The organism is Rhodococcus sp. YL-1 (genome assembly GCF_001942025.1).
Lineage (GTDB): Bacteria > Actinomycetota > Actinomycetes > Mycobacteriales > Mycobacteriaceae > Rhodococcus_F > Rhodococcus_F qingshengii.
In genome coordinates this window covers 1,333,578-1,358,133 of record NZ_CP017299.1, presented here as the reverse complement: position 1 = coordinate 1,358,133, position 24,556 = coordinate 1,333,578, and the positions used below count along the sequence as shown (strand labels likewise).

The window sequence follows — 24,556 nt, the reverse complement described above, 5'->3', positions numbered from 1 at the left end:
TACCCAGCCGTTGAAGACGAGCACGGTTCGTGCGTTGCTTCCCGTGCCGTTTCCCGGTTTCGAACGAAACCGTTTCGAACCAGACCGTTCGAACGAACCGTTTCGAGCAATCCGTCAGGAGTTTCGATGAACGAGTTTTCGAGAACTACAGATGAGCGTACGGACAGTCCCCCCACCTTCACGACGACCTGTGCCGAAAACATTCAGTCGCTCGTGGTCAGCGGCGAGATCGACGTCCGGTCCCGAGCTGATTTCGCTGCCTGCGTCGACGACCTGATCGGTGAGCGACACCCGTTCGTACTCGACTGCTCGGACGTCCAGTTCATCTCCGTCGGAGGTCTTTCCATCATCGAGACTCTGTCGGCCAAGGCACGGAGGCTCGGCGTGCCGTGGACGCTCGTCGCAGCGCACCCTGTCAGGCGTCCGCTGTCTCTTCTGAAGATGGACACCGACATCGTGTACACCGACTCGACAGCCGATGCAGTCGCGTACCTGTCCTCGACCTCCGTCCTGGACGAGACCCTGGCGGAGCCGATGTCGGCGTGAGTACCGATCTCGAAAAGCTCTCCGAATTCGTCGTCGTCGCAAACCGACTGCCGGTCGATCTCGAAACCGACGAAGACGGAAGCAAGAACTGGAAGCGAAGTCCGGGTGGGCTCGTCACTGCGCTCGAACCCATCCTCCGACAGCGGGATGGCGCCTGGGTCGGCTGGCCGGGGGTCGCGGACGAGAAGGTCGATCCGATAGTGGTTGACGGCCTTCGTCTGTTTCCCGTCGAGCTAACCTCTCAGGACCTCGCCGAGTACTACGAGGGGTTCTCCAACGACACGTTGTGGCCGCTCTACCACGACGTTCTCGTGGCTCCGACGTTCGAGCGGTCGTGGTGGCACACCTACGTCGCAGTCAACCAGCGGTTCGCCGAGGAAACCGCGCGTTGCGCCGCGGACGGAGCGACTGTCTGGGTGCAGGACTATCAGTTGCAACTTGCGCCGGCGATGCTGCGCGAGCTGCGGCCAGATCTGACGATCGGGTTCTTTCTTCATATCCCGTTCCCTCCGGTCGAGCTCTTCATGCAGCTTCCGTGGCGCAAGGAGATCGTCAGGGGAATGCTGGGCGCCGATCTGATCGGCTTCCACTTACCTGGTGGCGCAAACAATTTCCTGTTCTTGGCCCGCAAACTTCTCGGCCTCAAGACGACGACCGCGGGCGTCGGTGTTCGAAGTGCGCTCGGGCATGTGGATTTCGATTCTCGCGTCGTCAAGGTGGGCGCCTTTCCCATCTCCGTCGATTCTGCCGAACTCGAGCGCCAGTCGAAAAGCGATTCGGTCCTGCGTCGCGCGCGCGAATTGAAGGAAGAGCTGGGAAATCCCGAGAAAATCTTGCTGGGAGTCGACCGGCTGGACTACACCAAGGGTATCGACCTGCGGCTTCAAGCCTTGAAGGAACTCCTCGACGAGGATCGTCTGGATCCGGAGAAGTACACGATGGTGCAGCTCGCGACGCCCAGTCGTGAACGCGTGCAGCACTATATCGACCTGCGTAGCGTCATCGAAGAGCAGGTGGGCCGCATCAACGGTGACCACAGTCAGATCGGCCGCCCCGTCGTTCACTACCTGTATCAGCCGGTCGACCGTGAAGAACTGATCGCACTGTTCGTCGCTGCCGACGTCATGCTCGTGACGCCGATGCGCGACGGGATGAATCTGGTGGCCAAGGAGTACGTGGCCTGTCGTGGCGACCTCGGAGGTGCTCTCGTTCTCAGCGAGTTCACCGGTGCCGCAATGGAATTACGACAGTCATACCTGGTCAACCCGCACGATTTGGACGGCGTGAAGAATACGATCCTGACCGCGGTTCATCAGGATCCGAAGGAAGGCCGTCGCCGTATGGCTGCGCTGCATCGACAGGTCATGACACACGATGTGCATCAGTGGGCCGAGTCGTTCCTGACTGCGCTTGCCCCACCCGGACCGCTTCCGGACGATCAGTTCGTCACGGAGCGTGAGTCGAACTTTGCGCGCAACAACTGACCCTCACGGGCTTGCGTCAGTGCGCTCGGAGACTCGAGCTAGGATTGGTTTCAGTTCATCGTCAAGCAGCGGCTGCGAACTGATTTCCTCGACATAGCCGTGCAATGCTGCATCGGCCCAGAAAGACAGGCCGACCATGCCCCTCACGATGAAGTACTCCGAAACCTACAACGACGCTCTCATTGCGCTCGCTGCCGCTACTCATCGGCCGGCCAACGTGGTGAACCTGTTCGGCGAGTACGCCATTCGTGTTGACCTCGAATACAACCGGTTCCTTCTGGCGACCAATACCGCGGCTGGACTCTCCGATCGACCCGACAACGGAGAATCATGGCTGGTGCGGTTCTTCCAATCCGAGAACACCGACACTCCGGATCGCCTCCTCGCGGAGGCGTCGCATCAATGGTTGGTCGATGCGTTGGACGCCGCGCTCGAACAGATCGCAGCGGCAGGGAACAAAATCTCCGCCGACGCGGACTTCGGCGACCCTACCCGCACCGAAACTCCATCCTGAACGGCATCGTCTCGAGCAGCACCACTAGTCCCCCTCGGCGGTCAACTGGCTGATTCGAGCCGCTAAGACTGCATTCTCGGCCTCGAGGGACAGAATCAGACGAATACCGACGAGATTGACTCCGTCGTCGATCAGCGCGGTGATTCGTCCGAGCGTATCCAGGTCGGCTTCGCTGTACCGGCGCGTACCGCCATCGGTGCGGGTTGGTGTGAGCAAGCCCCTTCGCTCGTAAAGGCGCAGCGTCTGAGGTCCTACCCCGGACAGTTCAGACATCACTGAGATCCCGTACACGCCGCGCAGCGCCCGGGTCTGGGATTCCGACGTCACTGGAACCTCCTAGTTCGGTGTGGGCTGTCTCAATCGGCGTCACCCGACCTTAGCACCATCAAGCAGTGAATCTGACGCCCAGGACATAGATTCAAGCGTGTCCAGGACCACTGACAACAAGAATCGTCGAGCAGAAAAGGCGTGAAATGGCAGATCAAAGCCGATTTCGACAAGATTGCACAATGCGCTTTCCTTCGCCCGCGAATCGAAGTAGCCTTGCCAATTATCTACATCGGCTGATATAGATTTTGTAGCACCTGAAAGCGCCATAACTGGAGCTCGAAGGCGCAGAACACCCAGACGTCGGAGTCGGTGGTTCAGCCGACTCCCTCACGGCACACTCTTCACCGGGAGCAAGATGACGACGATCGACATCCCGCCCACACAGGGCGAGAGCACCACCGGCATCGGAATCACTGTCGCAAGTGCGACTTTGACAACCGAAGAGGTCAAGCGCCGAATCGCGATGATGTACGGCGACCCGGTGACAGAGGAGCCAGTAGCACTCGCGCACTGAACCTGACCGACACGCGATCCGATTGACGATGGCGCGAGACCGCCCCACTGGAGGGCGATCCCCATCAAGACGAGAGGAAAACATATGTCCGAGTTCACCGTACCGGGACTGAGCAGCGCAGACGGTTCGTCCGTCGCCGATATTCTGCAGGAACGCCTCAGCGCCTACAACGATCTTCACCTCACGCTCAAGCACGTTCACTGGAACGTCGTGGGCCCCAACTTCATCGGCGTTCACGAGATGATCGACCCCCAGGTGGAGTTGGTTCGCGGCTACGCCGACGATGTGGCCGAACGTATCGCGGCACTGGGTAACTCGCCCAAGGGCACCGCGGGAGCAATCGAGCGCGATCGAACGTGGGACGACTACTCCGTCGGCCGCGACGACGCTCGAGCGCACCTCGCTGCGCTCGACCTCGTCTACACCGGGATCATCACCGACAGTCGCACCGCAATCGACAGCGTCGGCAAGATCGATCCGATCACCGAGGACATGTTGATCGGCCAGACGGCGCAGTTGGAAAAGTTCCAGTGGTTCGTTCGTGCTCACCTCGAGAACTCGGGTGGCAGCCTCGTACACGAAGGCGCGTCCACCGAGCAGGATGCCGCAAATGAGGCGCGTCAGAACTGATGCACCGTCCGCGGTTTCGGCCGATCGGGGGTCGGCCGAAATCGCACTCCCCACAACAGGAAAGGGCAAGAGCATGTCTGCGGACTCGCGCGGCACGTCGACACAAACACGTCGCGAGTATCAGATGTTCGTGTTGCAGCAGCGTTTGTTGTTCGGATCGATCGTGGCAGGCACCGCCCTTGGAGTTCTCGCGATCACCTACTTCTGAAATATCATCTGAAATATCAGGGGCCGCAACCGTCGAAGACAGGACAGAAACGACACAATCATGAGTTCGAGCACTCTCCGCTCGATCGTTCGTAGCGATCGATTTGCGGCAAGCAGTTCTTCTCTTCTGCTCGTGGACAGCGATTTTCGTATCCAGGGCGCAAACGACGAATACCTTGCCGTATCCGGTCGCAGCCTCGATCAATTGCACCGAGTGGAAGTGTTCGAAGCCTTCCCCGACAATCCCGACGACTCGTTTGCCGATGGAATCTTCTCGTTGACAGCGTCATTCGAGCGCACGATGCGGTCCCGAACTCGGGACGCACTGCCGACTCAGCGTTACGACGTGCGCGACGAGCGCGGGAGCGGGATGTTTGTCACCCGCTATTGGAATACGGTGAATTCCGCCGTCACCGATGATGACGGCAGGGTCATCGGTGTGCTTCATCGTGTATACGAGGTTCAACGACCGCTGGCTCAGCAGTCCAGTTCGGCGTCAGACGTCCTCACCCGCCTTCGCGCGGAAAATGACGAACTGAGAAGAGCTTTGGATTCTCGGCCCTTGATCGAGCAGGCCAAGGGATTACTGATGGCCGAGCGTGAGTGCTCGGCCGACCAAGCCTTCGACTTTCTGGTCCAGATGTCGCAGGAATGGAACGTCAAGGTGCGCGACATCGCCGGTGGTCTTGTCGCCGCAGCAGAACGACGTGCCGTGGATCAAAAGAATTCCTGACGACCGGGATTCAAAAGTTGTACGGCTGGGTAATGACCGACCAGAGGTACCCCCGAAATCTTCCCCCTCGAGGGAGGAGCCTCGAAGGTCCCGCCGGTTCAGGCCGGCGGGACCGAGCTTTGCCTTAACACCCGACCTGGATCCGCGATCCGAGTCGAGTTCGTCACGCAGCGAAGGGAACGTCCATGTTCATGCGCTCCTACACATCTCCCAGGCCCCTTGCCGACGAGTGGGATTGGCAACTGTCCGGCACCTGCCGCGACACCGACCCCGCTCTGTTCTACGACGACACGAACGAGCGCGGCTCCAGGCGAGCGAAGCGCGAGAGTTCGGCGAAGCTGGTGTGCGCCAGATGCCCTGTCGTGCAGAGATGCCTGGTGCACGCCATCCAGACCGGGGAACCCCACGGTATCTGGGGCGGCATGACGGCGACCGAGCGAGAATCGTTGCGCAAAGCTCGAACTGAACCACTGATCAGTGCCGCGACGAGCTCACGAGAGTAGACAGGAACCTCAGGGCCTGGCCTCGTGGTGCCGCAAACCGTGCGTGCGGCGTCGCTCCTTCATCTCGGCTTCGAAGAGGTGCGGCACTCCGCCTGCCAGCTTGTCGCGCACCACTTTCTCGCATTCACGAAAAAACGACCAGTAGTTCTCGTCGAACTCTTCGACCAACTGGAAAGTCCAGCGCCCCTCGACCACGTTCCGGCCCATCAACTCGCCCTCGACCTGATCGGCCAGGTCGTCGTTGCCGCTGGATCGCAGTAGCTCGACGACCTCGTCGAGCATCAGATCGGCATGCCCTATCAGCTGATGGAAGTCGTACAGAGCACCGCGTGCCCGTTCCACCGTTTCAAGGGCGTTCGACAGCACTCCTGCCGCCTTCACCTCGTCATCAGTGACACCTTCCGGTCGTATGTGTACGGGGATCTGTCTGTCCGAATGGGTGTCCATGAAGCGGCTGTACCCGATCGACGCGAAAATGAAAGATGAGGATTCGGTACGTCCGCACCACAGGTGATGTGTCTCACAATTCATCCTCTAGTTCGGGTAAAGAGGGTTAGTTCGCCGGGCGAAGGGTAATCCAAGGCCATGAATACTTCCGGGGTAGAGACGGCTGGCACGCACGGCCGGTGCCGGTCCTTGCCTCGGTCCGCCGGAATTACGCCACATCTACCTACAGGAAGCCCCTTGATCCCTCTGTCGAGTCCGACCGAAACCGAACTAACTCACGACTCCATCGCCTCGCTCCGCGTCCGCGCGTCGTACTCTCAACTTCCCACTCTGCGCGGAATCACCCGAACGGTTGCCAACAACACCGGACTCGATGTCGACGGAACAGCCGACCTTGCTCTGGCGATGGACGAAGTCGCGAGCATCCTCATCGGCCACGCGATACCGTCCAGCGACTTGACCTGCCGATTCGACACCGTCGGCCGCACACTTCGGACCGTCGTGTCCGTGATCGCGCACTCCGAGATACCCGACAAGTCGCACAGCTTCGGATGGTTCGTTCTCGAAGCGCTGGTCGATTCCGTCCGCTTGGAACAGTCGGAAATCGACGCGGACGGTCACATCACCCTGACGATGACGCTTGAAAAGGGCTTGCCCCAGGAGCGTGCGTGACCGCTGTCCCACCGGACAAGAAGGACCAGTACGAAACAGCTGTCGAACTGTTCGTCTCGATGGCCTCGCTTCCGCCGAATGATCCCAGCCGAGAAAAAATAACCACCTCGATCATCGAACTGTGCCTACCCCTGGCCACACACGTCGCTCGCCGATACCAGGGGCGTGGCCAGCCTTTCGAGGACTTGGAGCAAGTTGCTCGCGTCGGGCTCATACAGGCCGTGCAGCGATTCGACGTCGACAAAGGATCGGATTTCCTCTCGTTCGCCGTCCCGACCGTCATGGGTGAGGTTCGCAAGCATTTTCGCGATCACGGCTGGTCCGTGCGAGTGCCTCGTAGCCTTCAGGAACGGCACCTTGCCCTCAACCGGGCGCTCACGACTTTGTCCCAGACGCTCGGCCGTGCACCGACAGTCGCGGAACTCGCCAAGGAACTCGACATCGAACCGGACGAGGTCGAACAAGGTTTGACCGCCGGTAATTCGTACCGAACCACACCGCTCGACACCGCGTCCGCCGGCGACGGGAGTGGTCTGACTCTGATAGACACTTTGGGACAGTACGACGAAGCGATCAGTCGGATCGACAATCACGAAACCCTGCGGCCCGCGCTCCTGGCACTACCGGAGCGCGAGCGCACGATCGTCGTTCTCAGATTCTTCGGCCATCTCACCCAATCCCAGATTGCCGAAAAGGTCGGCATCTCTCAGATGCATGTATCCAGAATCCTCACTCAGTCACTGAAGCAGCTACGCACCGAGATGGGTGAAATCTTCTGAAGGTACGTCTCGAGGATCAGATGTATTCCTGTGCAAGACGTTCCAGCTCGTCTCGATCGATGAGACCGGGCTGGCCGATGTCGAGGGCCTCGAGATACTTGTTGGCGAGGCGGTAATCGTGCCCCCACCGGCCGTGCTCGCCGTTCTGCTCGGTGCGCTGCACACTGGAACCGGGCGGAACCTCGTCCCGCAAACCGTTGGTCTCCGCGCCGATCAGTGTGTCGAGCTTGGTCGAGATGGCCGTGAGTGCATCGCGGTCGTTCATCTGATTCCCTTCGTCCGGTGACGCTGATCTTCCACCATACCGAAGCGTCGAGCCAAAAACATTGCACCGCTTAATATTCGACCTCTCACCTGGACCGATTCACGCCCTCGAGCTACACTAAACGGTACCGAGGTTGAGAATACAGCCGGGGTTGAAGCCACTGGCGCTCGGTTCGCATCAAGGCTCTGGATCAGGTGAGCATTTCCTGCGCACATCTGTACTGTTCATTTCCATTGAGCTCTAAAGCTTTCCACGCCTGGACGCATTAACTTTCCGCGCCGCCAGATCGGTCGTCAGCCTTTCGATGAAAGCACACAGACCGGATCTGCCATGAATCTGAATGAACTCGACCACACACCGATCGATTCCATCGATCCCTCAACACAATTGGGGCCGATCGTGGAAACGCATGGTTTCGCGGCCTGGCGGATAGCGCCCTCGACAGTCCTGATCCAGGTCGAGGTCGACCTCGACAAACTCTCCGCCCCAGCACTACGAGAACTTCTCAACTCGTACGCTGCGGAGTGGTCTCGCGTCATTCTGGACTTGTCCAACTCACTGTTCGTCGGTGCGGTCTGCCTCGAACTGTTCGCCGAGCTGAACTCCCGTTCGCGAGCCAACGACTTCCAGTGGGCCGCGATCGGGTCACACCCGCTTCGACGCTTGCTTCGCGCGGCGCGGGCGGAAGAGGAATTCCCGGTCACCAACTCTGTCGAGGGAGCAATGCGCGCGCTCGACGAAGCAGAGAAGTCACTCGAAGCCTCCTGACGCGACGGCTGCACCGGCGTCGAGCGCCGGGCGCTCGCAGCGACTAAGGTTCGTCGGGCTGTCCGACGAGCTGAGAGAGACCGAGAATGACAATCGCCAAGCGCCTCGATGCCTTGCAACAGAAGCATCCGGCCCTGGGGTTCCCGATAGCGGTCCTCTACAAGTTCCTCGACGATCAAGGTGTTTATCTAGCCGCGCTGATCGCTTACTACGGCTTCGTCTCGCTCTTTCCTCTTCTTCTGTTGCTCTCGACCATTCTCGGCTTCGTGCTGTCGGGCAACCCTGAGCTTCAGCAACAGATCTTGGACTCCGCGCTGCATCAGTTTCCGGTGATCGGTGACGACCTGGGCAATGCGCAACAGATCGGCGGCGGTGTCACGGGTCTGGTGATCGGAATCGTCGGTGGTCTCTACGGTGGCCTCGGTGTCGCTCTGGCTTGCCAGAACGCGATGAACACGGTGTGGTCGGTGCCCCGAAACATGCGACCGGATCCCATCCGCGGGCGTCTCCAAGGGCTACTACTCCTCGGCACGATCGGTCTCGCGATCTTGGGGACCACCGCTGTCTCCAACATCGGCGGTGCGCTTCATCTGGGCGGTTCGTTCAGCTTCCTGCTGACCCTTGCGGTAGTCGTCTTGAATGCGGGCATCTTCATCGTCGCTTTCCGGCTCACCTGCGCCCGCCCGCTCTCGGTAGCCGATGTGGCACCTGGAGCGATCGCCGCTGCTGTTCTCTGGCAAGCACTTCAGTCCTTCGGTGCCCTCTATGTGACCTCTGTGGTGCGGGGTGCCTCCACCACCAATGGCGTCTTTGCCATCGTTCTGGGTTTGTTGGCCTTCTTGTTCCTCGCTGCAGCCTCGATCGTCATGTGTGCGGAAATCAACGTCGTGCGAGTCGACAAACTCCATCCGCGGGCGTTGTTGGCTCCGTTCACCGACAACACCGAACTCATCGAAGGCGATCGGCGCACCTTCGCCGATCAAGCAAAAGCACAACGCGCGGTTCCCCACGAGAACATCCATGTGACGTTCGACGGGCACACCAAACCCGACGATTCGGACTGATCTCGACCCCGATCGAGTTGGGTATTTGGTCCCCTCCTCGGTATCGGGGTGGCATTCTGCGCCGCGAATCCAGATTTAACACAGGTGTTGTCATTTCGCGCTGCATCGAAGGGACGAATACATCACAGCAGGTAAACGCGCATAGTTGAACAATCACCTGCTTCCGACGTGGTCCCGGAACGGGACAAATCCGTCAAATACTGCAACTCGCCATGCATGTAATTGGAGACAGAAAAAGAAGAGCATGGCAGGATCAGGTGTGAGACCGGACTCTCGATGGGAGGGCTCGGCTCGATGGATCCAGGAGAATTTGGTTATGGCTCAGGGCAGTGTCAAGTGGTTCAACGGTGAAAAGGGCTTCGGATTCATCGAGCAGGAAGGTGGCGGACCGGATGTGTTCGTTCACTACTCGGAGATCCAGGGCAGCGGCTACAAGTCCCTCGACGAGGGCCAGAAGGTCGAGTTCGAGATCGGACAGGGCCAGAAGGGCCCCCAGGCTCAGAACGTTCGCGCCATCTGAGTTCGATCCCAGTCTGACTTCAGACTGAAAAGGCTGGACGCTGCACCGCATGGTGCCGGCATCCAGCCTTTTCTTGGTTTCCGGGTCGTCTTGGTTCACGGGTCGGGCTTGTTCCGAATATTGGCACCGGTTACGTCGCTCGCGCCCGCTTCTTCTTGTGGGAGCTGTCGCAGAACGGCGCGATGCCGGTCCGCCCACATCGACACAATGCAACCGTAGAGCGCTTGTTCTCTATCGGGGTTCCGTCGTCACGGAGCAACTCGAAGTCACCACGCACCAGCAGCGGGCCGTCCGTGCAGGCGGTTATGGTGGTGTTGTTACCGGGAACACTCGGTGTTTCGGCAGATGACGATTCGGGAAACGCGGTCATATGTCCTCTTCAGTTCTCGATTCGGCCACTGGTGTGCCCACTTCCATGCCTGTTCCACAGGCCCGCGGCCCACTGAGCGCCACTCTCGTTTCCATTCTGCGCTCCTCGGCCGATCCGAGGGAGATTACGGCTGCCGCTGACGCGTACGAGGATGCACAGTCCACCGACCTCACCTACGACATTCTTCGTGACGACGACGCTCAGCTGACCCTGACGCTCCTCTACGAGCTTCATTTGCAGGGAATCGAGAACGTCTCGGACAAATGGGAGTGGAATCCGGACCTGCTCGCGGTGCGGTCTCGGCTCGAAGAGCGTTTCGAGTCCGCCATCGCGCAACTCGTGGGGACAGTGGAGTCGTCTGGCGACGTCGTGGCCGACCTCTGGTCGATGACCGCCCCCAGTGCAGGCCCAGGTCTTGCGTCCTTCATGGCGAAAGATGCAACGATCGATCAGTTCTCGGAGGTGCTGATTCACCGTTCGCTCAATCAGCTCCGCGAGGCGGATGTGCACACCCTCGGAATTTCGCGTCTCTCCGGTGCCGTCAAGGCCGCCCTCGTCGAAGTGCAGAGCGACGAGTACGGAGGCGGTCGCGCAGAGCGAATGCATTCGCGTCTTTTTGCCGACACCATGCGGGCTGTAGGTCTTTCGGACCGCTACGGCCACTACATCGATTCTGTTCCCGCGGTAACGTTGGCGTCGTTGAATGCTCTCTCGCTCTTCGGTTTTCATCGCCGCCATCTCGGAACGCTGGTCGGGCACCTGTGCGCTGTCGAGACCACGTCTGCGCTGCCGAGCAAACGATACAGCGCAGGACTGCGCCGACTCGGATTCGGTTCGGGCGCGACACTGTTCTACGACGAGCACGTGGAAGCGGATTCCGTTCACGAACAGATCGCCGTTCGTGACCTTGCCGGCGGTCTCGCTTCTTCGCAGCCGCACCGCACTGATGACATCTTGTTCGGCGCCGCAGCGTGCCTGGCGTTCGACGATCTTCTCGGCGATCACCTCACATCGAGTTGGGAGAAGGGCAAGACTTCGTTGCGCGAATGATCACGAGTTGTTCGATTTCCTGACCGGTGGTGATCAACCCTCGTGCCTCGAGCATGGTGCGCCTCTCGCGCATCACGGGTCCGAAGGGAACGTACTTCCGCGCTGAAATCTCTACGGCCATACCGTGTTCTTCGAGTATCGCCTCGGTCTTGTCGACCCCACACAGCACCGATTGCAGGAGAAGCAGTGTGCCGCCCGGGACGAGCACCTCGTGAACGGTGGCTGCGATCCTGTCGATGAGGGCGCGTCCGTCCTTGCCTGCGTCCCAAGCACGTTCGATTCCAGCGGTAGGGAGATCATCTGCAAGAGCAGGGACGTACGGCGGGTTGGAGATCACCAGATCGAAGAGTTCGCCGTGCACCGCCTCGGTGAGGTCGCCACGACGGGAGTCGATCGAGGTTCCGTTGAGGATCCCGTTGAGACGAGCATTGGCACACGCTCGGCGAGATATGTCGACCGCGACGACGTGGCCTGCGCCTGCCGCTGATGCCGCGACAGCGAGGGCGCCGGTCCCCGTGCACAGATCCAGCACCCGACTGCGAGCGGTGAGGCGCTCGAACAGCAGCGCATCCGCCAGTAACGACGTGTCGTGTTGCGGTGGATACACACCAGGTAAACGCAGGATCATCATCGGCTCCTCTTTTTCAGGCGACATCGCACATCGCTGCGTGCGGCTACCCAGGAACCTCGGATTTCATGCAACATCGAAGCAAAGACCGCCTGGAACGGTTACATCGCCGCAATTTGCGGAGTAGACCTGAATCATGACAGGCAATGCGGACACCCCACAGGGAGCCGCGGCGTTTGCTTCCGCAGCAGATTCGCTCGACACCCTCGCCGAAGCGATTGCCGGACTCCGGTCCACTCTGAACACGGACGCGCATCTCGACTCCATGCTCCAACGTCTGGCCGAGACGGCGGTCAAAGCGCTGCCGGATGCCGATGCTGTCAGCGTGACGGTGCTGTCCGCCGATGGCCCACGAACTGCTGCATCTACCGCGGACTACCTTTCCGCGATAGACGATGCCCAGCATTCCGCCGATCGTGGTCCGTGCGTTGACGCCGCGCGCACCATGTCGTCGGTTCGGTCGAAGGTGGGTGATCACGACGACAAATGGCCGGAATTCACCGCCGAGGCCCGGAAACAAGGTGTCCGGTCCTACTTGTCCGTGCCGCTCACCATGGGCGAAGGAAGCACCGAACTTCTCGGCGCGTTCAACGTCTACGGATTCGCCTCGACAGAGTTCAAGCCCTTCGACGAAGAGTTGATGAAATTGTTCACCGCCGGTGCGGGCGCGGCGATCGCAGATTCACGACGCTGGCGTCAGGCACACGAGCACATCGAACAGTTGCACTGCGCCATGGAATCTCGTGCCGAGATCGAACAAGCCAAGGGCGTGCTGATCGCCATCCACGGCATCGACGCCGACGAAGCATTCAGCCGACTCGTTCAGCAATCGCAGCACACCAACGTGAAACTGCACGAGGTGGCCCGGATGCTCGTCGATTCGGTGCGCCACCGCCGGTTCTGAAGATTCTTCGGTGCAAAACCCCGTTTTGCACCCGAAAGCACAGTCGCAAAACCCCGTCTTGTACCCCGCCGGCACATCTCTCAAACGTATCCAGAGATGTTTCACCGAAACAGTTTTCGACCTGCACGGCTGCTGGCGTTCGCGCGGCGGCCCCCGTCCGAAATGTGGTTATCTGTTGAGAACCGGGACGAAAGAAGACCCGACCGTACCAGGGTGAGGAAAGGATCGTCACTGTGCCAATCGACCAGGTTCTTGTCGTAGTTCCCGCCCACAACGAAGCCGAAGACCTCCCCAATTGCCTTCGTGCACTCGCAACAGCGGCGTCTGCTTGCGTTGTCCCCGTCCGAGTGGTTGCCGTCCTCGACAACTGTTCGGACGGAACCGCGGGGGTCATCCCCGACGGGGTGGAAGTACTCCGCGTCGAGCATCAGAACGTCGGCCGTTCGCGAGCGACGGGTTTCTCTGCGTTCGGCTCGGATTTGGGGGCCTCAGCGTGGTTCGCCACGACCGATGCCGATTCGGTGGTCGGCCCCACCTGGATTGCGCGCCAATTGGAGTATGCGCGTACTGCGGACGTCGTCGCGGGCACCGTTCGCATCGCGGACTGGGAAGGACATCCGCACTCCGTTCGCGAACGGTACGAACGTATGTACCACGCACATCCCTATGGTCGACACGGTCACGTCCACGGTGCCAACCTCGGTGTCCGCGCCGATATGTACTGGGACGTCGGAGGATTCTGCGATCTCGAAGAAGACGAGGATGTCGATCTAGTCCGGCGGTTGAGCGAGGCCGGTGCCTGTATCGCGTGGGCAGAGGACATTGCGGTCACCACGTCTGCGCGTCTCGACGGCCGAACTCCGGGCGGCTTTGCCGGACATATCCGTAACCTGGGTGGTACGACCGCCGATAACGAAGAAGCGGAGCTGGCACGATGAAACGACTACACACACTCCTGGACGCAGGTGGACTGTACTTGCCGCTGCCCGGCGGCGGCGCGACGGCCGCACGGTGGACCTCCCTGGCAGAGCTCACACGGGAGAATGTGGTTCTCGGCCGGATGGCTGAGGCTCACACCGATGCCGTCGCGATACTCACCGAACTCGACGGACCGGATCCCGAACCCGGGCAGCTGTGGGGAGTGTGGGCGGCCGAGCCACCCCAACCTGTGGTGAATGCGTCTGAGCACGTGGGGATCTGGACGCTCACCGGTCGCAAGTTGTGGTGTTCCGGCGCCAACACCTGCACGCATGCACTGATCACCGCCTTGGTCGACGGTGTCCCCTCCCTCTTCGCGGTCGAGCTCGGACTACCTGGGGTGCATCCCGTTCCCGATTCGTGGAAGGCCGTCGGTATGGCCGAAAGCGACTCCAGCGCGGTCGACTTCGACATGGTTCCGGCCATACCGGTCGGGACGGCAGGCGACTATCTGAGCCGCCCGGGGTTCTGGCACGGCGCGATCGGCGTGGCTGCATGCTGGTACGGCGGCGCCTGCGGCGTCGCTGATCCGTTGTACGACAAGGCTGCAAGCAGCGAAGACCCCTACGTACTCGCACACCTCGGTGCGGTCGATGCAGCGCTCGCCGCAGCGCGCAACGCGCTCGCAGTCGCGGCGGCCGAGATCGATGCGGATCCCTTCGACGAAAATGCCGAGGCCATGCAGCGGGCACTCCGTGTGCGCGCAATTGTCGAGCGCGCCGCTACCGAGACCCTGGATCGGGTGGGACGCGCTCTCGGCGCCGCACCGCTCTGCATGGACGCCGCGCACGCGGCACGGGTAGCCGATCTCACCGTCTACTTGCGGCAGAGTCACGCCGAGAAGGATCTCGCCGAGCTGGGCCGGATTGCAGCCAAGGGGAAACGGCCGTGGTGAACTCGAAACTGTTCGCGCAGAAACCTGTCGACGACGGCGGTACTCCCGAATCGACATGGCGGGAGTGGGGAAGAAGTTTTCCGGAACTGGATCTCACCGGATGCTCACGATTGATCATCGTCGCTCCCCATCCCGACGACGAAATACTCGGTCTGGGCGGAACCGCTCTTCTGGCAATACTTTCCGGCATCAGTGTTCAGGTCGTATCTGTCACCGACGGCGGAGCTTCGCATCCCGATTCACCGACCGTGACTCAGCCCGAGATGGAACGCCGTCGACGGTCCGAGTCGGATCGGGCAGCGCGTGTCCTCGGAATTCCCACACCGGTTCGATTGAGCATCCCGGACGGAAAGATCGGCGAGAACCGACAGGAGTTGACCGACCGCCTCAGCTCGATTCTCGGTGATTCCTCGGCGGATACCTGGTGCGCCTCCACGTGGCGCGGGGACGGCCACCCGGACCACGAAGCCACCGGAGACGCGGCGGCGAGGGCGTGCGCGGACACTGGATCGCGCTTGATCGAGTATCCCATCTGGGCGTGGCATTGGGCCGCGCCGGATCATGCGGCAGTCCCGTGGGAAAGAGCACGAAAGGTGACCTTGCCCTCCGACGTTCAGGCTGCGAAATCTGCTGCCACCAATGAGTTCACTTCACAGATCGCTCCGCTTTCCGATCATCCCGCGGATGCACCCATCCTCCCCCGCCACGCGATGGAACGACTACTGAGGCCGTACGAGACGGTGTTCGTATGAGCGATCGTGAACTCCCCGCGGATTACTTCGCCAAGATGTATGCCGCACAGTCCGACCCATGGGATTTCGAATCCCGCTGGTACGAGCAGCGGAAGTACGCACTCAGTGTCGCTATGCTCCCGAAACCTCGATACCGTCGCGCATTCGAACCGGGGTGCTCGATCGGGATTCTCACCGAGAAGTTGTCCGAGCGCTGCGACAGCGTTCTCGCCACCGACATCGTCCCGACCGCACTCGAGAGCGCTCGAGCGAGGCTTACCGGACATGACTCCGAATTTCGGCTCTGGGCGTTGGGTGACGACTGGTCCGACGAAACCTTCGACCTCGTCGTCATCAGCGAAGTCGGCTACTACCTGACCTTCGAAAAGCTCATCGAGGCAATGCTGCAGGTCGTCGAGCATCTCGAGCCTGGCGGAACGCTGCTGTGCGCCCATTGGCGTCACGTCGTACCGGAGTATCCGCAAAACGGTGACGCTGTTCATTCGGCTGTGCGCCAGACCCCGGGGTTGGCGCAGTTCGCGTCGTACCAGGACGAGGACGTGCTGATCGATGTCTTCGTGAAGGGTCCGCCGTCACCACCGTCGGTAGCTCGTTCCGAAGGTCTGATCTAGTAGACCTGTGCGCGGTTGAGGAGTGTGGGGACTCCTCGACCGCGCACGGGGGTCAGTCTCGCTGCTCCAACGCGAGGTCCGTATCCGACTGCAGTTCACCGACTTCGGACTTCAGGATCCGCATCGACCTGCCGAGGCCCCGGGCCGCGTCGGGCAGCTTCTTCGAACCGAACAGCACCACGAGCACTACTGCGACTATCGCCCAGTGAGTCGGGCTGAGCGCGCCCATCAGGCGGGTTCCTTGCCGTCGGGGTACACCGCATCGACCTCTACCTCGACGAGCCAACCGGCAACGGGCAGTCCGGCAACCTCGAGGGCGAAGCGGGTGGGCCGGGCGCTGTTTCGCTCGATCGGAGCGATCGGCTCGGCCGTGCCCATCGGCACCAACTCGGTGTCACCCGTGTCGAGATTGGTGTTGGCGAAGAACTGCCGGTACGCGCGATTCCATCCTGTGTAGTCGGCCTTGTCCGATCCCGGCGCGTTGTCGAGGAAGACGCGCATCGTCACGACGTCTTCGAGACTCAATCCCTGAGCTTCGAGGTTGTCGCGGATCTTCTTGAGTACATTGATGCCCTGCGCCTCGGTGACGGTGACACCGGTCGGCAGAACACCGCCGGAGAACTGACCGTCGATGTACGACTCCGGCGAACCTTCCGGCGCCGCCTTGTTTCCTGCCGACGGACCGATGCCGCTGGTCTTGTAGAGTGCGGTGTCGCCGCCGATCGCGACGCCCTGAGCGATCATCGGGTTTGCCTGCCCCGCTTCGAGAATCGATTTCGAGACGAACGAACTCGATGTGGTCTCGGCGTCCGCCTCGTCAGACGAGCAGGCAGTGGCGAAGCCCAGTAGCGTGGTGGCGGCGAATGCCGCTGCAAGGACCTTGGTGCTGCGAGATTTCATGATTAGACCTCCAGAAAAAGTGATGGGAAACGAAGCACGTCAGGCAGTTTGCGCAACACGCTGATGCAGGTGGGTCACGACGTCCTGCGCGGACGTGAAGGCCCCGTGCTGCCAGGCGATGGCGTTGGAGAGGTGATCGCCGGCGAAGTAGATCCGGTCGACGGGTTCGAGCAGCTTGGTGTACTCGGGCGTTGCCATGCCGCCGTGGGAATCTCCCGCGCCGGCCCATGATGCCCAGGCGGATTCCGAATACTTGGTGCGACGCCAGCTTCCGGAGAAGGACGACGAGATGTCGCGAGTGTATTTGTCGCCGTGGATTTCTGCGCCTTCGGCGATGGCCTTTGCCAGCCGCTGACGGTGGGTGAGCGATTCGAAAGCCTGTTGACGCTTACCCGAGCTGTAGTACGCGACGACGACGCCGCGGTCGGAGTTGTAGTGATCGTAGGGGAACATGATCTGGGAGATGTCGCGGTCGGTGTTGGACGCGCCACCGTAGATGCGGTCCTCGGTCTCCCACCACCGACGCGAGTATTCGATACCGAGCTTGCCCGACGACGACGGCTTGGCTGCATCCAACGCGAGCAGGATGTCGGAGGGCAGATTGTTGTTCAGCCGCTTGATCAAGTGCGGCGGGATCGTGCAGATTGCGTAGTCGGCGGTGATCGACTTGGATTTGCCGTCGACGACGTAGTCGACAGTGACGCCTTCCGGCACGTTCTTCATGCCGCTGACCTCGGCGCCGAACTCGATGTTGTCCATCCCGATCGCGTCCTGGAACTTGTAGTAGATCCGGTCCATGCCACCGACGGGGGTCATCATCGTCATGGCCTGGTCGTAACCGAACTCGAAGGAGAATGCACGCCCGATGCCGCCCTGGATGACATCGCTCATCCCGAATGGTTCGATCTCGGTTCCGAAGTTGAGGCCGGCGCCCGGCTCCGCGGAGTGCCCTCGACGCGAGGATCCGACGTAGCGGCCGTCGCTGGAGAGATCACCGAAGTCGGTGAGGAAGGACGAGAGTGCTTCTTTGTCTTCCTTGCTCAAGACCTGGTCGAGAGCGCCCTGATTGGTGGCCTTCTGCAGCAGCTCGGACATGTATCCGTAGGTGTCGGCTTTGGCTGCTCGGTAGGTGATCGACTGATTCGCCAGCGGCTTGTTGCCAGTGTAGTTGACGAAGGTGTTCGCGTTCTGGTTTCCGAACATCTGCAGTTCGACGCCCAGTTCGCGGCAGTAGTCGATGGTGTTGTGATTTTGCGGAATACGCGTCGCACCGAGGTTGTAGAAGTGCCCTTCCGAGAACGTACAGGTCTGTGTCTCACCGTTCAGGTCGGTTTCTTCGGTGCCGTTGCGGATCGACCACACCCGACCACCCGGGCGGTTGCGTGCTTCGAGGACGGTGACCTTGTATCCGGCCTTCTGCAGTTCGTAGGCAGAGCACAGCCCGGACGGTCCGCCGCCGAGGATCACGACGGAGTGATTTCCCTTGACCTTTCCGATCAGGTCACCCGCAGCAGGTGCCTGAAATCGCCTCGGCGTCGACGCCACTGCCGGCGCCAGGCCGATGGACGACATAGCACCGAGTGCCAGGCCGGCGCCGCCGGTGATTCCCAGGCTGCGCATGAAAGATCTACGTGTGTATGGCATTCGAGCTCCCCAGTGTGCTCCCGGTGACCCGGGTGGTTGGTGTTGAACACAGACTTCAGGAGCGTTGGGTCCGGAACTTGACGCGCAGGAAACAGTCGGTGGGGACCGAGTGAGAAACGTGCGAGCGTTCGCATCTTGCTCTCTCACCCGAGTGCGATCAGCGGAAGCATGCCCGCAATATCGGCGTTACAGAACCGGACTAGCGTGACGCGACATGTCCGCTCTCACCGAAGCCATCGCGCGGTCCTTCACCACGCGCGAGAAGCAGCCCCCGGCGCGATCACCGCTGCGGGCGTTGGGCCGTCGGCAACTCTCCGGTGCCGAGGTGCTGGCCCAGTCGGTAGCGACCACTGCTCCCGCTGTGTCGATGGTCGTTCTGCCCGTCACCATGCTGACGCACGGCCGGTTGTTGAGCGGGATGATCACCATCATCTCCGCCACCGTGCTGGTGACGCTCATTGCTTTCTGTGTTTCGCAGTTCACCCGCCGAATGGCGGCGTCGGGCGGACTGCACAGCTTCGTATTTCGTGGCCTCGGCACTCGGGCAGCATTGACCACCGGCATCGCCATGCTGGTCAAGTACGTCGGCAGCGCGGTGATGACGCTCTATCACGGCGGACAGGCCGCAATCGCATTGCTCGGCTTCGCGGGTGTGCACGTGGACAAGACTTTTCACGTCATCGCGCTCTATCTGGGGATAGCCTTGCTGATTCTCGGCGCTCTCGTGCGAAGTGTCAGATTTGCCGCGCTCGCGATCCTCGTCGTCGAAAGCTGTTCACTTCTGTTCATCGTCGGGCTCATGATCCTGGGCGGTTCCGGAAGTCAACAAGCACAGATCGTTCCACCCACCTCCGGCCACGGGTTGTTACTCACCGCCCTGGCTGCCGTGTTCGCTCTCGCCGGATTCGAGAGCGCGGCCTTCTTCGGCCCCGAGGCCCGTCGCCCGCTGGTAACCGTCACCCGCACAGTCCTTCTCACTCCGATCATCTGTGGATCGCTCTTCATCTTCGCGGGCTGGGCCGCTTGGTCCGGGCGCAGTGACACCCTCGTCAACGCCTATCTCCACGGAACGGCGACGGGCGTGAGCCCCGGTGTCGTGATCGCGCTCAACGTCGGTCTGGGGTGCTCGTGGCTGGCGTCCTCGATGGCGTCATCCAATGCTGCGTCACGCCTGGTCTATTCGTTCGGTGTCGAGCGCCTACTCCCCCGCCGGTTCGCCTCGGTTCACAGTGCCTTCCGTACGCCCTACTTCGCATTGACTACCGTGGTCTGCACCGTCCTGCTGGGCGGCGGAACCTTTGCCGTACTCGGGCGCGGAGAAATCTTCGACGACGTTCGACTGACGGTTCGCGGCGCCGTCATCGTGGCCTATGCACTGACGGCTATCGCATGCGTTGTCTTCCTGACACGGATCGGCGAGCACACTCCCGGCGTTCTCGCGGCCGCGTCGTGTGGCAGTGGTGCCGGCGCGATAGTCCTCGGTTACCTGGTTTATGCCAACACGATCGACCACGCGTACGTTGCACCGATCGCCGTACTCGTGATCCTGACCTCGGGCACACTCTGGCAGTTCTACCTGCGACGCCGAAGCCCCAAAAGTCTGCTGCACGTCGGCGCTTTCGACAGTCCCGAAACCGAGGACGTACTACCAGGAGCTGGGGTGTTCGCCACCGACGCAGCCGGAAACATCGTGCTGGTGGGCGAGCCGACTGCCGGCGCCCGCTGATGGTGGGCCGACCACGCGACCTCGGTGGGCACGAACCCCGAGCGGTTCAGCGCGCCCTTGCCCTCCTCGAGTCGGCGGCCAGGCTCGGATCGGGAGCCACCGCCAAGGACATTGCCGCCCTGGCCGACATCCCACCTGCCACTGCGTATCGGTTACTCAACATCCTTGTCGCCGACGGTTACCTGGTTCGGATCGCCGACCTCTCCGGCTTCGCACTAGGCCGACGCACCCGTGAATTAGCCGGGGCTGCCGCCGAACCCACACCCATCGACAATTCGGTGCTCCTCGAAGAACTCCGCGAACAGCTACGGTTCGGCGTCTACCTTGCGTCGTTTGCAGAAAACAGAATTCGGCTCGTCGATCGCGATCCCGACCACGAACTCAGTGGTGAACGGACACTGGTCACAGCCGTTCACGCGTCGGCTATCGGGAAGCTGCTCCTCGCCAACCGACCCGAATTGGCCGAGGCCCCACTGCGAAAGGTCACCGCACACACCATCACCGACGGCGACGCGTTGGAACTCGAGCTCTCGCGGATCCGGCGCGGTGAGGCCGCCCGTGAGGTCGACGAGATTCGTGTCGGACGCTCCGCCGTCGCCGTCCCGATCCACGACGCGGAAAGGTGTGTCGTCGGTGCCTTGGCTGCGATAGGTCCGACCGGCAGACTTTCCGTCGACGACGCAGACCTGGTGGCACTGCTGCGGGAGTACGCGGAACGCATCGTTGCACCGTCGATGTCGAAGGCAAGCTGAAAGTCAGAGGCCGAACACACGTTTGGCAAAGCCGAGATGCTCGTCGGCCCAGCCGATGACGCCGAGCGTGGAATCGAGATTCTGCGGCGGAGTGCGCACCAAGGTGTCGCGTCGGACGAGTCGGTCGAAATCGATCTGAGCGCGGTCGAACTGGACCCCTGCCGTGACCATGATGTTCGCCAGTTCTTGCGCCATCACCCCGTACGCGACTGTCGTGGGATGAACGCCGTCGAGCGAGAAGAGGCCGCCCGAAGCGCGGCCGCCGCGACCGTCGGCGGAGAGGAACAGCGAGTCCGGCACGGGTTGCAAGTCGGTCAGCGCCTTGGGAAGGGGGTACGGCGTCCACCATGGCGGCCGCGCATTGACGTCGGTGACGTAGCGCCGTGAGGCCACGCGCTCGAGCAACCCGGCAATATCGCAGAGGTACCAGTCCTTCCCCACCCGACGGGCATTCGCGACGGCTTGCTCGATTCCGTCGTTGTACATGTCGATTGCGGTGTCGACGGCCCACGCCTGCGCGCCGGTGATGTGCTGATCGCGTTGTGGGTCGAAGTCGGTGTCGCGCACCCACGGTCGTGCGTAGTACGGGAAGTAGCGGGATCCGATTTCGATCTTCCCCCCGAGCCCGTGGGCGATCGGTGCGATGGTCACGTGTGGGACGGTGCAGAGGATGACGTGCTGCGCGTTGATCTTCCGGATCGCGGCGAGCACCTCGGCATACTCCGACGCGAAGTGCTCAGGCCGCCACACCGTGTAGTCGCGCTTGCCGACCGGATCACGGAAGTTGTTGCCGCTCCACTCGACTCGGAGTTCGGTGACGGTGCGGAGCGCGTTGTTGGCACCGAGGAAGACGATCAGAGTTTCGATGCCTTCCTTGCCCAACTCCGCTGCTGCGTCGAACGCGGTCATACGCTTCTCGGCGTCGGAGCCTCGCGGCAGAACTCGCAGTGCGGCGCGCTCGCCGTTGTTCTCGACGATCTGGCTGATCAAATCGTCGTGCGGTTGGTGAAGAGCATCCTCGCAGCCCTGCGCCGTCTTGGTCAGAGCGTCACGAAGATCCCACCCGTACACCGAGAGGTTGTGGTTGATTATCGAGAATGTCGGCGCTTCGCTGCCCGGTCCGCGTTCCCAATAGTCCTCTACCTGATCCATGAACGCGCGCGCAGCAAAGAGTGCGAGCGGCACCTCCCAGAGGTCGAGCCGTGGGCCGAAGCGCTCCTCGAGGGTGCGGAGCAACAGTTCGATGTTGAGCGGAAGCCCGCCCGGGCCGCCGTAACGGGGAAAGCGGAACTGGTCGAGCCGGCCCAGCTGGTAAGCAATGATCGCCGGATACGACAGATCGGTATTGAAGATCGCCCCGCTCTGGAATCCCTGCGACAGCGAATCGCCGATGACCACCAACCGGTGGGGAGCATCTCCCCCTGGCGGAACTACCGGAATCCCCACTGTGGGATCGAACTGCGGAACCCTTGGTCCGCCGGCGGCCGCGGCCACGACCTCGTCGGGAGTATCGGATGGAAGTTCCATGCCCACTCACCTCCGGAAAAGTCCAGCTGGTCAGCTTATCAGTGGTGGCTTACGCCGATCGGCATTGTCCTGCTCCGATTGCTTCTCGATCGACCTGACAACCTCGTCGGCCCACTGTTGATTTCGCCCGTCGAATTCCGCGCGGTCCCGACGCGCGATACCCCGCCCCACCAGGATGGCAATCGGAATGGAACACACGACCCATACGAGTAGTACGCCTCCGACAATCCACCACATAACCAGTAATTGTGCCCGATTCGACGACTGTTGTGCTCCAGGTCGAAACATCTGTCCGAATCGTGGCGGTCAATCCAGGTGAGCGCGCAGGTCAGAAACGATCTGCGTCGACGGTTTCACGGGCTTTGCGAACCTGATTCCAACCACGAGCGGCGATGCCGAAGGCAACAAGCGACATCAGATCCGAGACCGTCAGACCGTGTTCTCTGTTCAACGACCACAAGACCTGACCTTCCAGCGGTCCATTGAAGAACAGCCACGCCACCCCTGCACAGACGGTCACAACAACACTGGCTTTGGACGGCTTCATCAAACACACGGTGCTGGTCACGAACAACAAGTTCATGAAAACCAGACCGTAGAAAATTCCGATCATGCGACTCCCCCCGAAGTTCGTTCGTTCAGCCGCGGTTGAAGTTCAGGTACGCCTTCGACGGTGTCGGGCCGCGCTGGCCCTGGTATTTGGATCCGGCCTCGGAGCTTCCGTAGGGGAACTCTGCAGCGCTCGAGAGCTTGAGCAGGCAGAGCTGTCCGATCTTCATTCCCGGCCAGAGCGTGATCGGCAGGTTTGCGACATTGGACAGCTCCAGTGTGATGTGGCCGCTGAAACCCGGGTCGATGAAGCCGGCGGTGGAGTGCGTCAAAAGGCCCAGGCGCCCGAGGCTCGACTTACCTTCGAGACGGCCGGCGAGGTCGTTCGGCAGTGAGCACACTTCGAGAGTCGAACCGAGAACGAACTCGCCGGGATGAAGCACAAACGGCTCGCCCTCTGCCGGTTCGACCAGGCTGGTCAACTCGTCCTGGCGCAGTGCCGGGTCGATGTGCGTGTATCGCGTATTGTTGAACACCCGAAACAGACCGTCCAGTCGGACGTCGACGCTCGACGGTTGCACCATGGAGTCGTCGAAAGGGTCGATACCCAGACGTCCAACGGAGATTTCGGCACGGATGTCACGATCGGAGAGCAGCACAGGTAGAGGTTACCGGTTCTGCGGGCAGTGCCGGCCCATCGCCGGGGCGATCACACTGTGGTTACCGAACACGATGCGCGGGTTCTGGACTCCCACGGGAGAGCCCAGCCCCACCTATCTCAAGTTCTCCATCCCGAAAGGTGTTCCTGCGCACAATTTTTGGGCAAATCATTTACCGAAGGCGCCGACTTCGACACGCCTGTGTTGATCAATGGCGGCCGGGGACACCGCTGCTTGAAAGCTCGTCTGATAATGTTCGGAAAGCACGTTGATCGGCGGTGAAAACACGTCCGGTCGGCTGCGACGCCGATGTAGTTCAATGGTAGAATATCAGCTTCCCAAGCTGAATACGCGGGTTCGATTCCCGTCATCGGCTCCACAGATTCTCCGCAGTTCAGAGCCCTTTTTGGGGCAGTCGGACTTCGCTTGTTTGGGACCCAATCCTGTGACAGGTAGACGGCAGGTACACAACCCCCTCCATTCAGTGATCAGTCAATGTGAATCCACCGAAAATGGGGGTGCTAGAGGACCGCGTCTCGGAATTCTGCAGTTCATCGATGCCGTCCGACTGGTCGTGCCCCGGCCTGAATCGGTGTCCATTGCGCGCACTGTCAGGAGAGTGCTGTCGACCTCGA

General features: G+C 61.2%; 32 protein-coding genes and 1 tRNA gene. 22 read left to right on the top strand and 11 right to left on the bottom strand.

Annotated elements, in window-relative coordinates:
* Positions 1-126 precede the first annotated feature (126 nt).
* The 3 genes from BH682_RS06370 (at position 127) to BH682_RS06360 (ending at position 2,544) form a co-directional block, all read left to right on the top strand.
* On the top strand, positions 127-546 hold the full coding sequence (locus BH682_RS06370; protein ID WP_007726563.1) for an STAS domain-containing protein: 420 nt from the start codon (positions 127-129) through the stop codon (positions 544-546).
* The gene (locus tag BH682_RS06365) at positions 543-2,030 is read left to right on the top strand and encodes an alpha,alpha-trehalose-phosphate synthase (UDP-forming) (protein WP_075832455.1); all 1,488 of its coding nucleotides are present in this window, start codon (positions 543-545) and stop codon (positions 2,028-2,030) included. The genes BH682_RS06370 and BH682_RS06365 overlap by 4 nt, the downstream gene beginning before the upstream one ends.
* Positions 2,031-2,166: 136 nt before the next feature.
* Entirely contained in the window at positions 2,167-2,544 is a 378-nt protein-coding gene (locus tag BH682_RS06360; protein ID WP_007726560.1) for a hypothetical protein, read from the top strand.
* A gap of 24 nt (positions 2,545-2,568) precedes the next feature.
* Here BH682_RS06360 and BH682_RS06355 read toward each other — a convergent pair whose 3' ends face one another.
* On the bottom strand, positions 2,569-2,871 hold the full coding sequence (locus BH682_RS06355; RefSeq protein ID WP_003943719.1) for a MerR family transcriptional regulator: 303 nt from the start codon (positions 2,869-2,871) through the stop codon (positions 2,569-2,571).
* 358 nt (positions 2,872-3,229) lie between these two features.
* Here BH682_RS06355 and BH682_RS36350 point away from each other — a divergent pair, with 358 nt between their 5' ends.
* The 5 genes from BH682_RS36350 (at position 3,230) to BH682_RS06335 (ending at position 5,461) form a co-directional block, all read left to right on the top strand.
* Entirely contained in the window at positions 3,230-3,388 is a 159-nt protein-coding gene (locus BH682_RS36350; protein WP_003943664.1) for a hypothetical protein, read from the top strand.
* Between the two features lie 84 nt (positions 3,389-3,472).
* Positions 3,473-4,018, top strand: a complete 546-nt coding sequence (locus BH682_RS06350; protein WP_003943731.1) for a Dps family protein — start codon at positions 3,473-3,475, stop codon at positions 4,016-4,018.
* Between the two features lie 73 nt (positions 4,019-4,091).
* Positions 4,092-4,226, top strand: coding sequence for a hypothetical protein (locus BH682_RS37030; protein ID WP_256082897.1), 135 nt, complete (start codon positions 4,092-4,094; stop codon positions 4,224-4,226).
* A gap of 60 nt (positions 4,227-4,286) precedes the next feature.
* Positions 4,287-4,958, top strand: a complete 672-nt coding sequence (locus BH682_RS06340) for an ANTAR domain-containing response regulator (RefSeq protein WP_042452311.1) — start codon at positions 4,287-4,289, stop codon at positions 4,956-4,958.
* A gap of 185 nt (positions 4,959-5,143) precedes the next feature.
* Positions 5,144-5,461 carry a WhiB family transcriptional regulator gene (locus BH682_RS06335; protein ID WP_003943622.1) on the top strand — a complete coding sequence of 106 codons (318 nt, stop codon included), beginning with the start codon at positions 5,144-5,146 and terminating at the stop codon, positions 5,459-5,461.
* Between the two features lie 9 nt (positions 5,462-5,470).
* Here BH682_RS06335 and BH682_RS06330 read toward each other — a convergent pair whose 3' ends face one another.
* Positions 5,471-5,908: a hypothetical protein gene (locus BH682_RS06330; RefSeq protein WP_039972685.1), complete on the bottom strand. Its 438-nt coding sequence runs from the start codon at positions 5,906-5,908 to the stop codon at positions 5,471-5,473.
* A 237-nt stretch (positions 5,909-6,145) separates the two neighbouring features.
* On the opposite strand from BH682_RS06330, the gene BH682_RS06325 reads away from it, so the two are divergent.
* Both BH682_RS06325 and BH682_RS06320 read left to right on the top strand, forming a co-directional pair.
* A complete protein-coding gene (locus tag BH682_RS06325; protein WP_003943620.1) occupies positions 6,146-6,580 on the top strand; it encodes an ATP-binding protein in 435 nt (144 codons plus the stop codon).
* Positions 6,577-7,359, top strand: a complete 783-nt coding sequence (locus tag BH682_RS06320; RefSeq protein WP_003943639.1) for a SigB/SigF/SigG family RNA polymerase sigma factor — start codon at positions 6,577-6,579, stop codon at positions 7,357-7,359. Before BH682_RS06325 ends, BH682_RS06320 begins: the two co-directional genes overlap by 4 nt.
* Before the next feature lie 16 nt (positions 7,360-7,375).
* On the opposite strand, the gene BH682_RS06315 is transcribed toward BH682_RS06320, so the two are convergent.
* Positions 7,376-7,624, bottom strand: a complete 249-nt coding sequence (locus tag BH682_RS06315; protein WP_075832453.1) for a modification methylase HgiDII — start codon at positions 7,622-7,624, stop codon at positions 7,376-7,378.
* A 330-nt stretch (positions 7,625-7,954) separates the two neighbouring features.
* On the opposite strand from BH682_RS06315, the gene BH682_RS06310 reads away from it, so the two are divergent.
* The 3 genes from BH682_RS06310 (at position 7,955) to BH682_RS06300 (ending at position 9,976) form a co-directional block, all read left to right on the top strand.
* Positions 7,955-8,392, top strand: coding sequence for an STAS domain-containing protein (locus BH682_RS06310; protein WP_054187566.1), 438 nt, complete (start codon positions 7,955-7,957; stop codon positions 8,390-8,392).
* A gap of 86 nt (positions 8,393-8,478) precedes the next feature.
* Positions 8,479-9,456, top strand: a complete 978-nt coding sequence (locus tag BH682_RS06305; RefSeq protein WP_003943713.1) for a YihY/virulence factor BrkB family protein — start codon at positions 8,479-8,481, stop codon at positions 9,454-9,456.
* Positions 9,457-9,772: 316 nt separating this feature from the next.
* A complete protein-coding gene (locus tag BH682_RS06300; RefSeq protein WP_003943666.1) occupies positions 9,773-9,976 on the top strand; it encodes a cold-shock protein in 204 nt (67 codons plus the stop codon).
* A 130-nt stretch (positions 9,977-10,106) separates the two neighbouring features.
* On the opposite strand, the gene BH682_RS06295 is transcribed toward BH682_RS06300, so the two are convergent.
* Positions 10,107-10,346: a CDGSH iron-sulfur domain-containing protein gene (locus BH682_RS06295; RefSeq protein ID WP_003943717.1), complete on the bottom strand. Its 240-nt coding sequence runs from the start codon at positions 10,344-10,346 to the stop codon at positions 10,107-10,109.
* Between BH682_RS06295 and BH682_RS06290 the strand changes: the two genes are divergently transcribed.
* Positions 10,347-11,396, top strand: a complete 1,050-nt coding sequence (locus BH682_RS06290; RefSeq protein WP_007726547.1) for an iron-containing redox enzyme family protein — start codon at positions 10,347-10,349, stop codon at positions 11,394-11,396. It begins immediately after the preceding gene.
* Here the strand turns inward: BH682_RS06290 and BH682_RS06285 are convergent.
* Entirely contained in the window at positions 11,353-12,051 is a 699-nt protein-coding gene (locus BH682_RS06285; RefSeq protein ID WP_037131016.1) for a HemK2/MTQ2 family protein methyltransferase, read from the bottom strand. The genes BH682_RS06290 and BH682_RS06285 overlap by 44 nt on opposite strands.
* 109 nt (positions 12,052-12,160) lie before the next feature.
* Here BH682_RS06285 and BH682_RS06280 point away from each other — a divergent pair, with 109 nt between their 5' ends.
* From BH682_RS06280 to BH682_RS06260, 5 genes are all read left to right on the top strand, one after another.
* Positions 12,161-12,928 (top strand): GAF and ANTAR domain-containing protein, encoded by a 768-nt coding sequence (locus BH682_RS06280; RefSeq protein ID WP_003943624.1) that lies wholly within the window; start codon positions 12,161-12,163, stop codon positions 12,926-12,928.
* A gap of 233 nt (positions 12,929-13,161) precedes the next feature.
* Entirely contained in the window at positions 13,162-13,866 is a 705-nt protein-coding gene (locus tag BH682_RS06275; protein WP_042452319.1) for a glycosyltransferase, read from the top strand.
* A complete protein-coding gene (locus BH682_RS06270; protein WP_007726542.1) occupies positions 13,863-14,801 on the top strand; it encodes a hypothetical protein in 939 nt (312 codons plus the stop codon). The genes BH682_RS06275 and BH682_RS06270 overlap by 4 nt, the downstream gene beginning before the upstream one ends.
* The gene (locus BH682_RS06265; protein ID WP_003943643.1) at positions 14,795-15,553 is read left to right on the top strand and encodes a PIG-L deacetylase family protein; all 759 of its coding nucleotides are present in this window, start codon (positions 14,795-14,797) and stop codon (positions 15,551-15,553) included. Before BH682_RS06270 ends, BH682_RS06265 begins: the two co-directional genes overlap by 7 nt.
* Positions 15,550-16,164, top strand: a complete 615-nt coding sequence (locus BH682_RS06260) for a class I SAM-dependent DNA methyltransferase (RefSeq protein WP_058227582.1) — start codon at positions 15,550-15,552, stop codon at positions 16,162-16,164. The genes BH682_RS06265 and BH682_RS06260 overlap by 4 nt, the downstream gene beginning before the upstream one ends.
* 52 nt (positions 16,165-16,216) lie before the next feature.
* On the opposite strand, the gene tatA is transcribed toward BH682_RS06260, so the two are convergent.
* Genes tatA through BH682_RS06245 form a run of 3 tightly spaced genes read right to left on the bottom strand, consistent with a single transcriptional unit; the run spans position 16,217 to position 18,684 of the window.
* Positions 16,217-16,393, bottom strand: coding sequence for a Sec-independent protein translocase subunit TatA (gene tatA, locus BH682_RS06255; protein ID WP_003943732.1), 177 nt, complete (start codon positions 16,391-16,393; stop codon positions 16,217-16,219).
* The gene (locus tag BH682_RS06250) at positions 16,393-17,064 is read right to left on the bottom strand and encodes a Rid family hydrolase (RefSeq protein WP_075832451.1); all 672 of its coding nucleotides are present in this window, start codon (positions 17,062-17,064) and stop codon (positions 16,393-16,395) included. Before BH682_RS06250 ends, tatA begins: the two co-directional genes overlap by 1 nt.
* Positions 17,065-17,103: 39 nt before the next feature.
* Entirely contained in the window at positions 17,104-18,684 is a 1,581-nt protein-coding gene (locus BH682_RS06245; RefSeq protein ID WP_003943721.1) for a flavin monoamine oxidase family protein, read from the bottom strand.
* A 238-nt stretch (positions 18,685-18,922) separates the two neighbouring features.
* Here BH682_RS06245 and BH682_RS06240 point away from each other — a divergent pair, with 238 nt between their 5' ends.
* Positions 18,923-20,434, top strand: a complete 1,512-nt coding sequence (locus tag BH682_RS06240) for an APC family permease (protein WP_075832449.1) — start codon at positions 18,923-18,925, stop codon at positions 20,432-20,434.
* The gene (locus BH682_RS06235) at positions 20,434-21,186 is read left to right on the top strand and encodes an IclR family transcriptional regulator (protein ID WP_075832447.1); all 753 of its coding nucleotides are present in this window, start codon (positions 20,434-20,436) and stop codon (positions 21,184-21,186) included. Before BH682_RS06240 ends, BH682_RS06235 begins: the two co-directional genes overlap by 1 nt.
* A gap of 3 nt (positions 21,187-21,189) precedes the next feature.
* Here the strand turns inward: BH682_RS06235 and BH682_RS06230 are convergent, their stop codons facing one another.
* The 3 genes from BH682_RS06230 to dcd all read right to left on the bottom strand — a co-directional run bounded on the left by BH682_RS06230 (position 21,190) and on the right by dcd (position 23,921).
* Positions 21,190-22,713 carry a hypothetical protein gene (locus BH682_RS06230; RefSeq protein ID WP_075832445.1) on the bottom strand — a complete coding sequence of 508 codons (1,524 nt, stop codon included), beginning with the start codon at positions 22,711-22,713 and terminating at the stop codon, positions 21,190-21,192.
* A 328-nt stretch (positions 22,714-23,041) separates the two neighbouring features.
* Positions 23,042-23,326, bottom strand: coding sequence for a hypothetical protein (locus tag BH682_RS06220; protein ID WP_042452329.1), 285 nt, complete (start codon positions 23,324-23,326; stop codon positions 23,042-23,044).
* 25 nt (positions 23,327-23,351) lie between these two features.
* Entirely contained in the window at positions 23,352-23,921 is a 570-nt protein-coding gene (dcd, locus tag BH682_RS06215; RefSeq protein ID WP_003943702.1) for a dCTP deaminase, read from the bottom strand.
* A 305-nt stretch (positions 23,922-24,226) separates the two neighbouring features.
* Here dcd and BH682_RS06210 point away from each other — a divergent pair.
* Positions 24,227-24,300: transfer RNA gene (locus tag BH682_RS06210), tRNA-Gly, on the top strand.
* The last annotated feature ends 256 nt before the right edge of the window (positions 24,301-24,556 follow it).

Excerpts from the sequence above, each read along its gene's own strand:
- BH682_RS06370 (WP_007726563.1), top strand. The coding sequence starts at position 127 with ATGAACGAGTTTTCGAGAACTACAGATGAGCGTACGGACAGTCCCCCC.
- BH682_RS06360 (WP_007726560.1), top strand. The coding sequence starts at position 2,167 with ATGCCCCTCACGATGAAGTACTCCGAAACCTACAACGACGCTCTCATT.
- BH682_RS36350 (WP_003943664.1), top strand. The coding sequence starts at position 3,230 with ATGACGACGATCGACATCCCGCCCACACAGGGCGAGAGCACCACCGGC.
- BH682_RS06350 (WP_003943731.1), top strand. The coding sequence starts at position 3,473 with ATGTCCGAGTTCACCGTACCGGGACTGAGCAGCGCAGACGGTTCGTCC.
- BH682_RS37030 (WP_256082897.1), top strand. The coding sequence starts at position 4,092 with ATGTCTGCGGACTCGCGCGGCACGTCGACACAAACACGTCGCGAGTAT.
- BH682_RS06340 (WP_042452311.1), top strand. The coding sequence starts at position 4,287 with ATGAGTTCGAGCACTCTCCGCTCGATCGTTCGTAGCGATCGATTTGCG.
- BH682_RS06335 (WP_003943622.1), top strand. The coding sequence starts at position 5,144 with ATGTTCATGCGCTCCTACACATCTCCCAGGCCCCTTGCCGACGAGTGG.
- BH682_RS06330 (WP_039972685.1), bottom strand. The coding sequence starts at position 5,908 with ATGGACACCCATTCGGACAGACAGATCCCCGTACACATACGACCGGAA.
- BH682_RS06315 (WP_075832453.1), bottom strand. The coding sequence starts at position 7,624 with ATGAACGACCGCGATGCACTCACGGCCATCTCGACCAAGCTCGACACA.
- BH682_RS06310 (WP_054187566.1), top strand. The coding sequence starts at position 7,955 with ATGAATCTGAATGAACTCGACCACACACCGATCGATTCCATCGATCCC.
- BH682_RS06305 (WP_003943713.1), top strand. The coding sequence starts at position 8,479 with ATGACAATCGCCAAGCGCCTCGATGCCTTGCAACAGAAGCATCCGGCC.
- BH682_RS06300 (WP_003943666.1), top strand. The coding sequence starts at position 9,773 with ATGGCTCAGGGCAGTGTCAAGTGGTTCAACGGTGAAAAGGGCTTCGGA.
- BH682_RS06295 (WP_003943717.1), bottom strand. The coding sequence starts at position 10,346 with ATGACCGCGTTTCCCGAATCGTCATCTGCCGAAACACCGAGTGTTCCC.
- BH682_RS06290 (WP_007726547.1), top strand. The coding sequence starts at position 10,347 with ATGTCCTCTTCAGTTCTCGATTCGGCCACTGGTGTGCCCACTTCCATG.
- BH682_RS06285 (WP_037131016.1), bottom strand. The coding sequence starts at position 12,051 with ATGTCGCCTGAAAAAGAGGAGCCGATGATGATCCTGCGTTTACCTGGT.
- BH682_RS06280 (WP_003943624.1), top strand. The coding sequence starts at position 12,161 with ATGACAGGCAATGCGGACACCCCACAGGGAGCCGCGGCGTTTGCTTCC.
- BH682_RS06270 (WP_007726542.1), top strand. The coding sequence starts at position 13,863 with ATGAAACGACTACACACACTCCTGGACGCAGGTGGACTGTACTTGCCG.
- BH682_RS06260 (WP_058227582.1), top strand. The coding sequence starts at position 15,550 with ATGAGCGATCGTGAACTCCCCGCGGATTACTTCGCCAAGATGTATGCC.
- tatA (WP_003943732.1), bottom strand. The coding sequence starts at position 16,393 with ATGGGCGCGCTCAGCCCGACTCACTGGGCGATAGTCGCAGTAGTGCTC.
- BH682_RS06250 (WP_075832451.1), bottom strand. The coding sequence starts at position 17,064 with ATGAAATCTCGCAGCACCAAGGTCCTTGCAGCGGCATTCGCCGCCACC.
- BH682_RS06245 (WP_003943721.1), bottom strand. The coding sequence starts at position 18,684 with ATGCGCAGCCTGGGAATCACCGGCGGCGCCGGCCTGGCACTCGGTGCT.
- BH682_RS06240 (WP_075832449.1), top strand. The coding sequence starts at position 18,923 with ATGTCCGCTCTCACCGAAGCCATCGCGCGGTCCTTCACCACGCGCGAG.
- BH682_RS06235 (WP_075832447.1), top strand. The coding sequence starts at position 20,434 with ATGGTGGGCCGACCACGCGACCTCGGTGGGCACGAACCCCGAGCGGTT.
- BH682_RS06230 (WP_075832445.1), bottom strand. The coding sequence starts at position 22,713 with ATGGAACTTCCATCCGATACTCCCGACGAGGTCGTGGCCGCGGCCGCC.
- BH682_RS06220 (WP_042452329.1), bottom strand. The coding sequence starts at position 23,326 with ATGATCGGAATTTTCTACGGTCTGGTTTTCATGAACTTGTTGTTCGTG.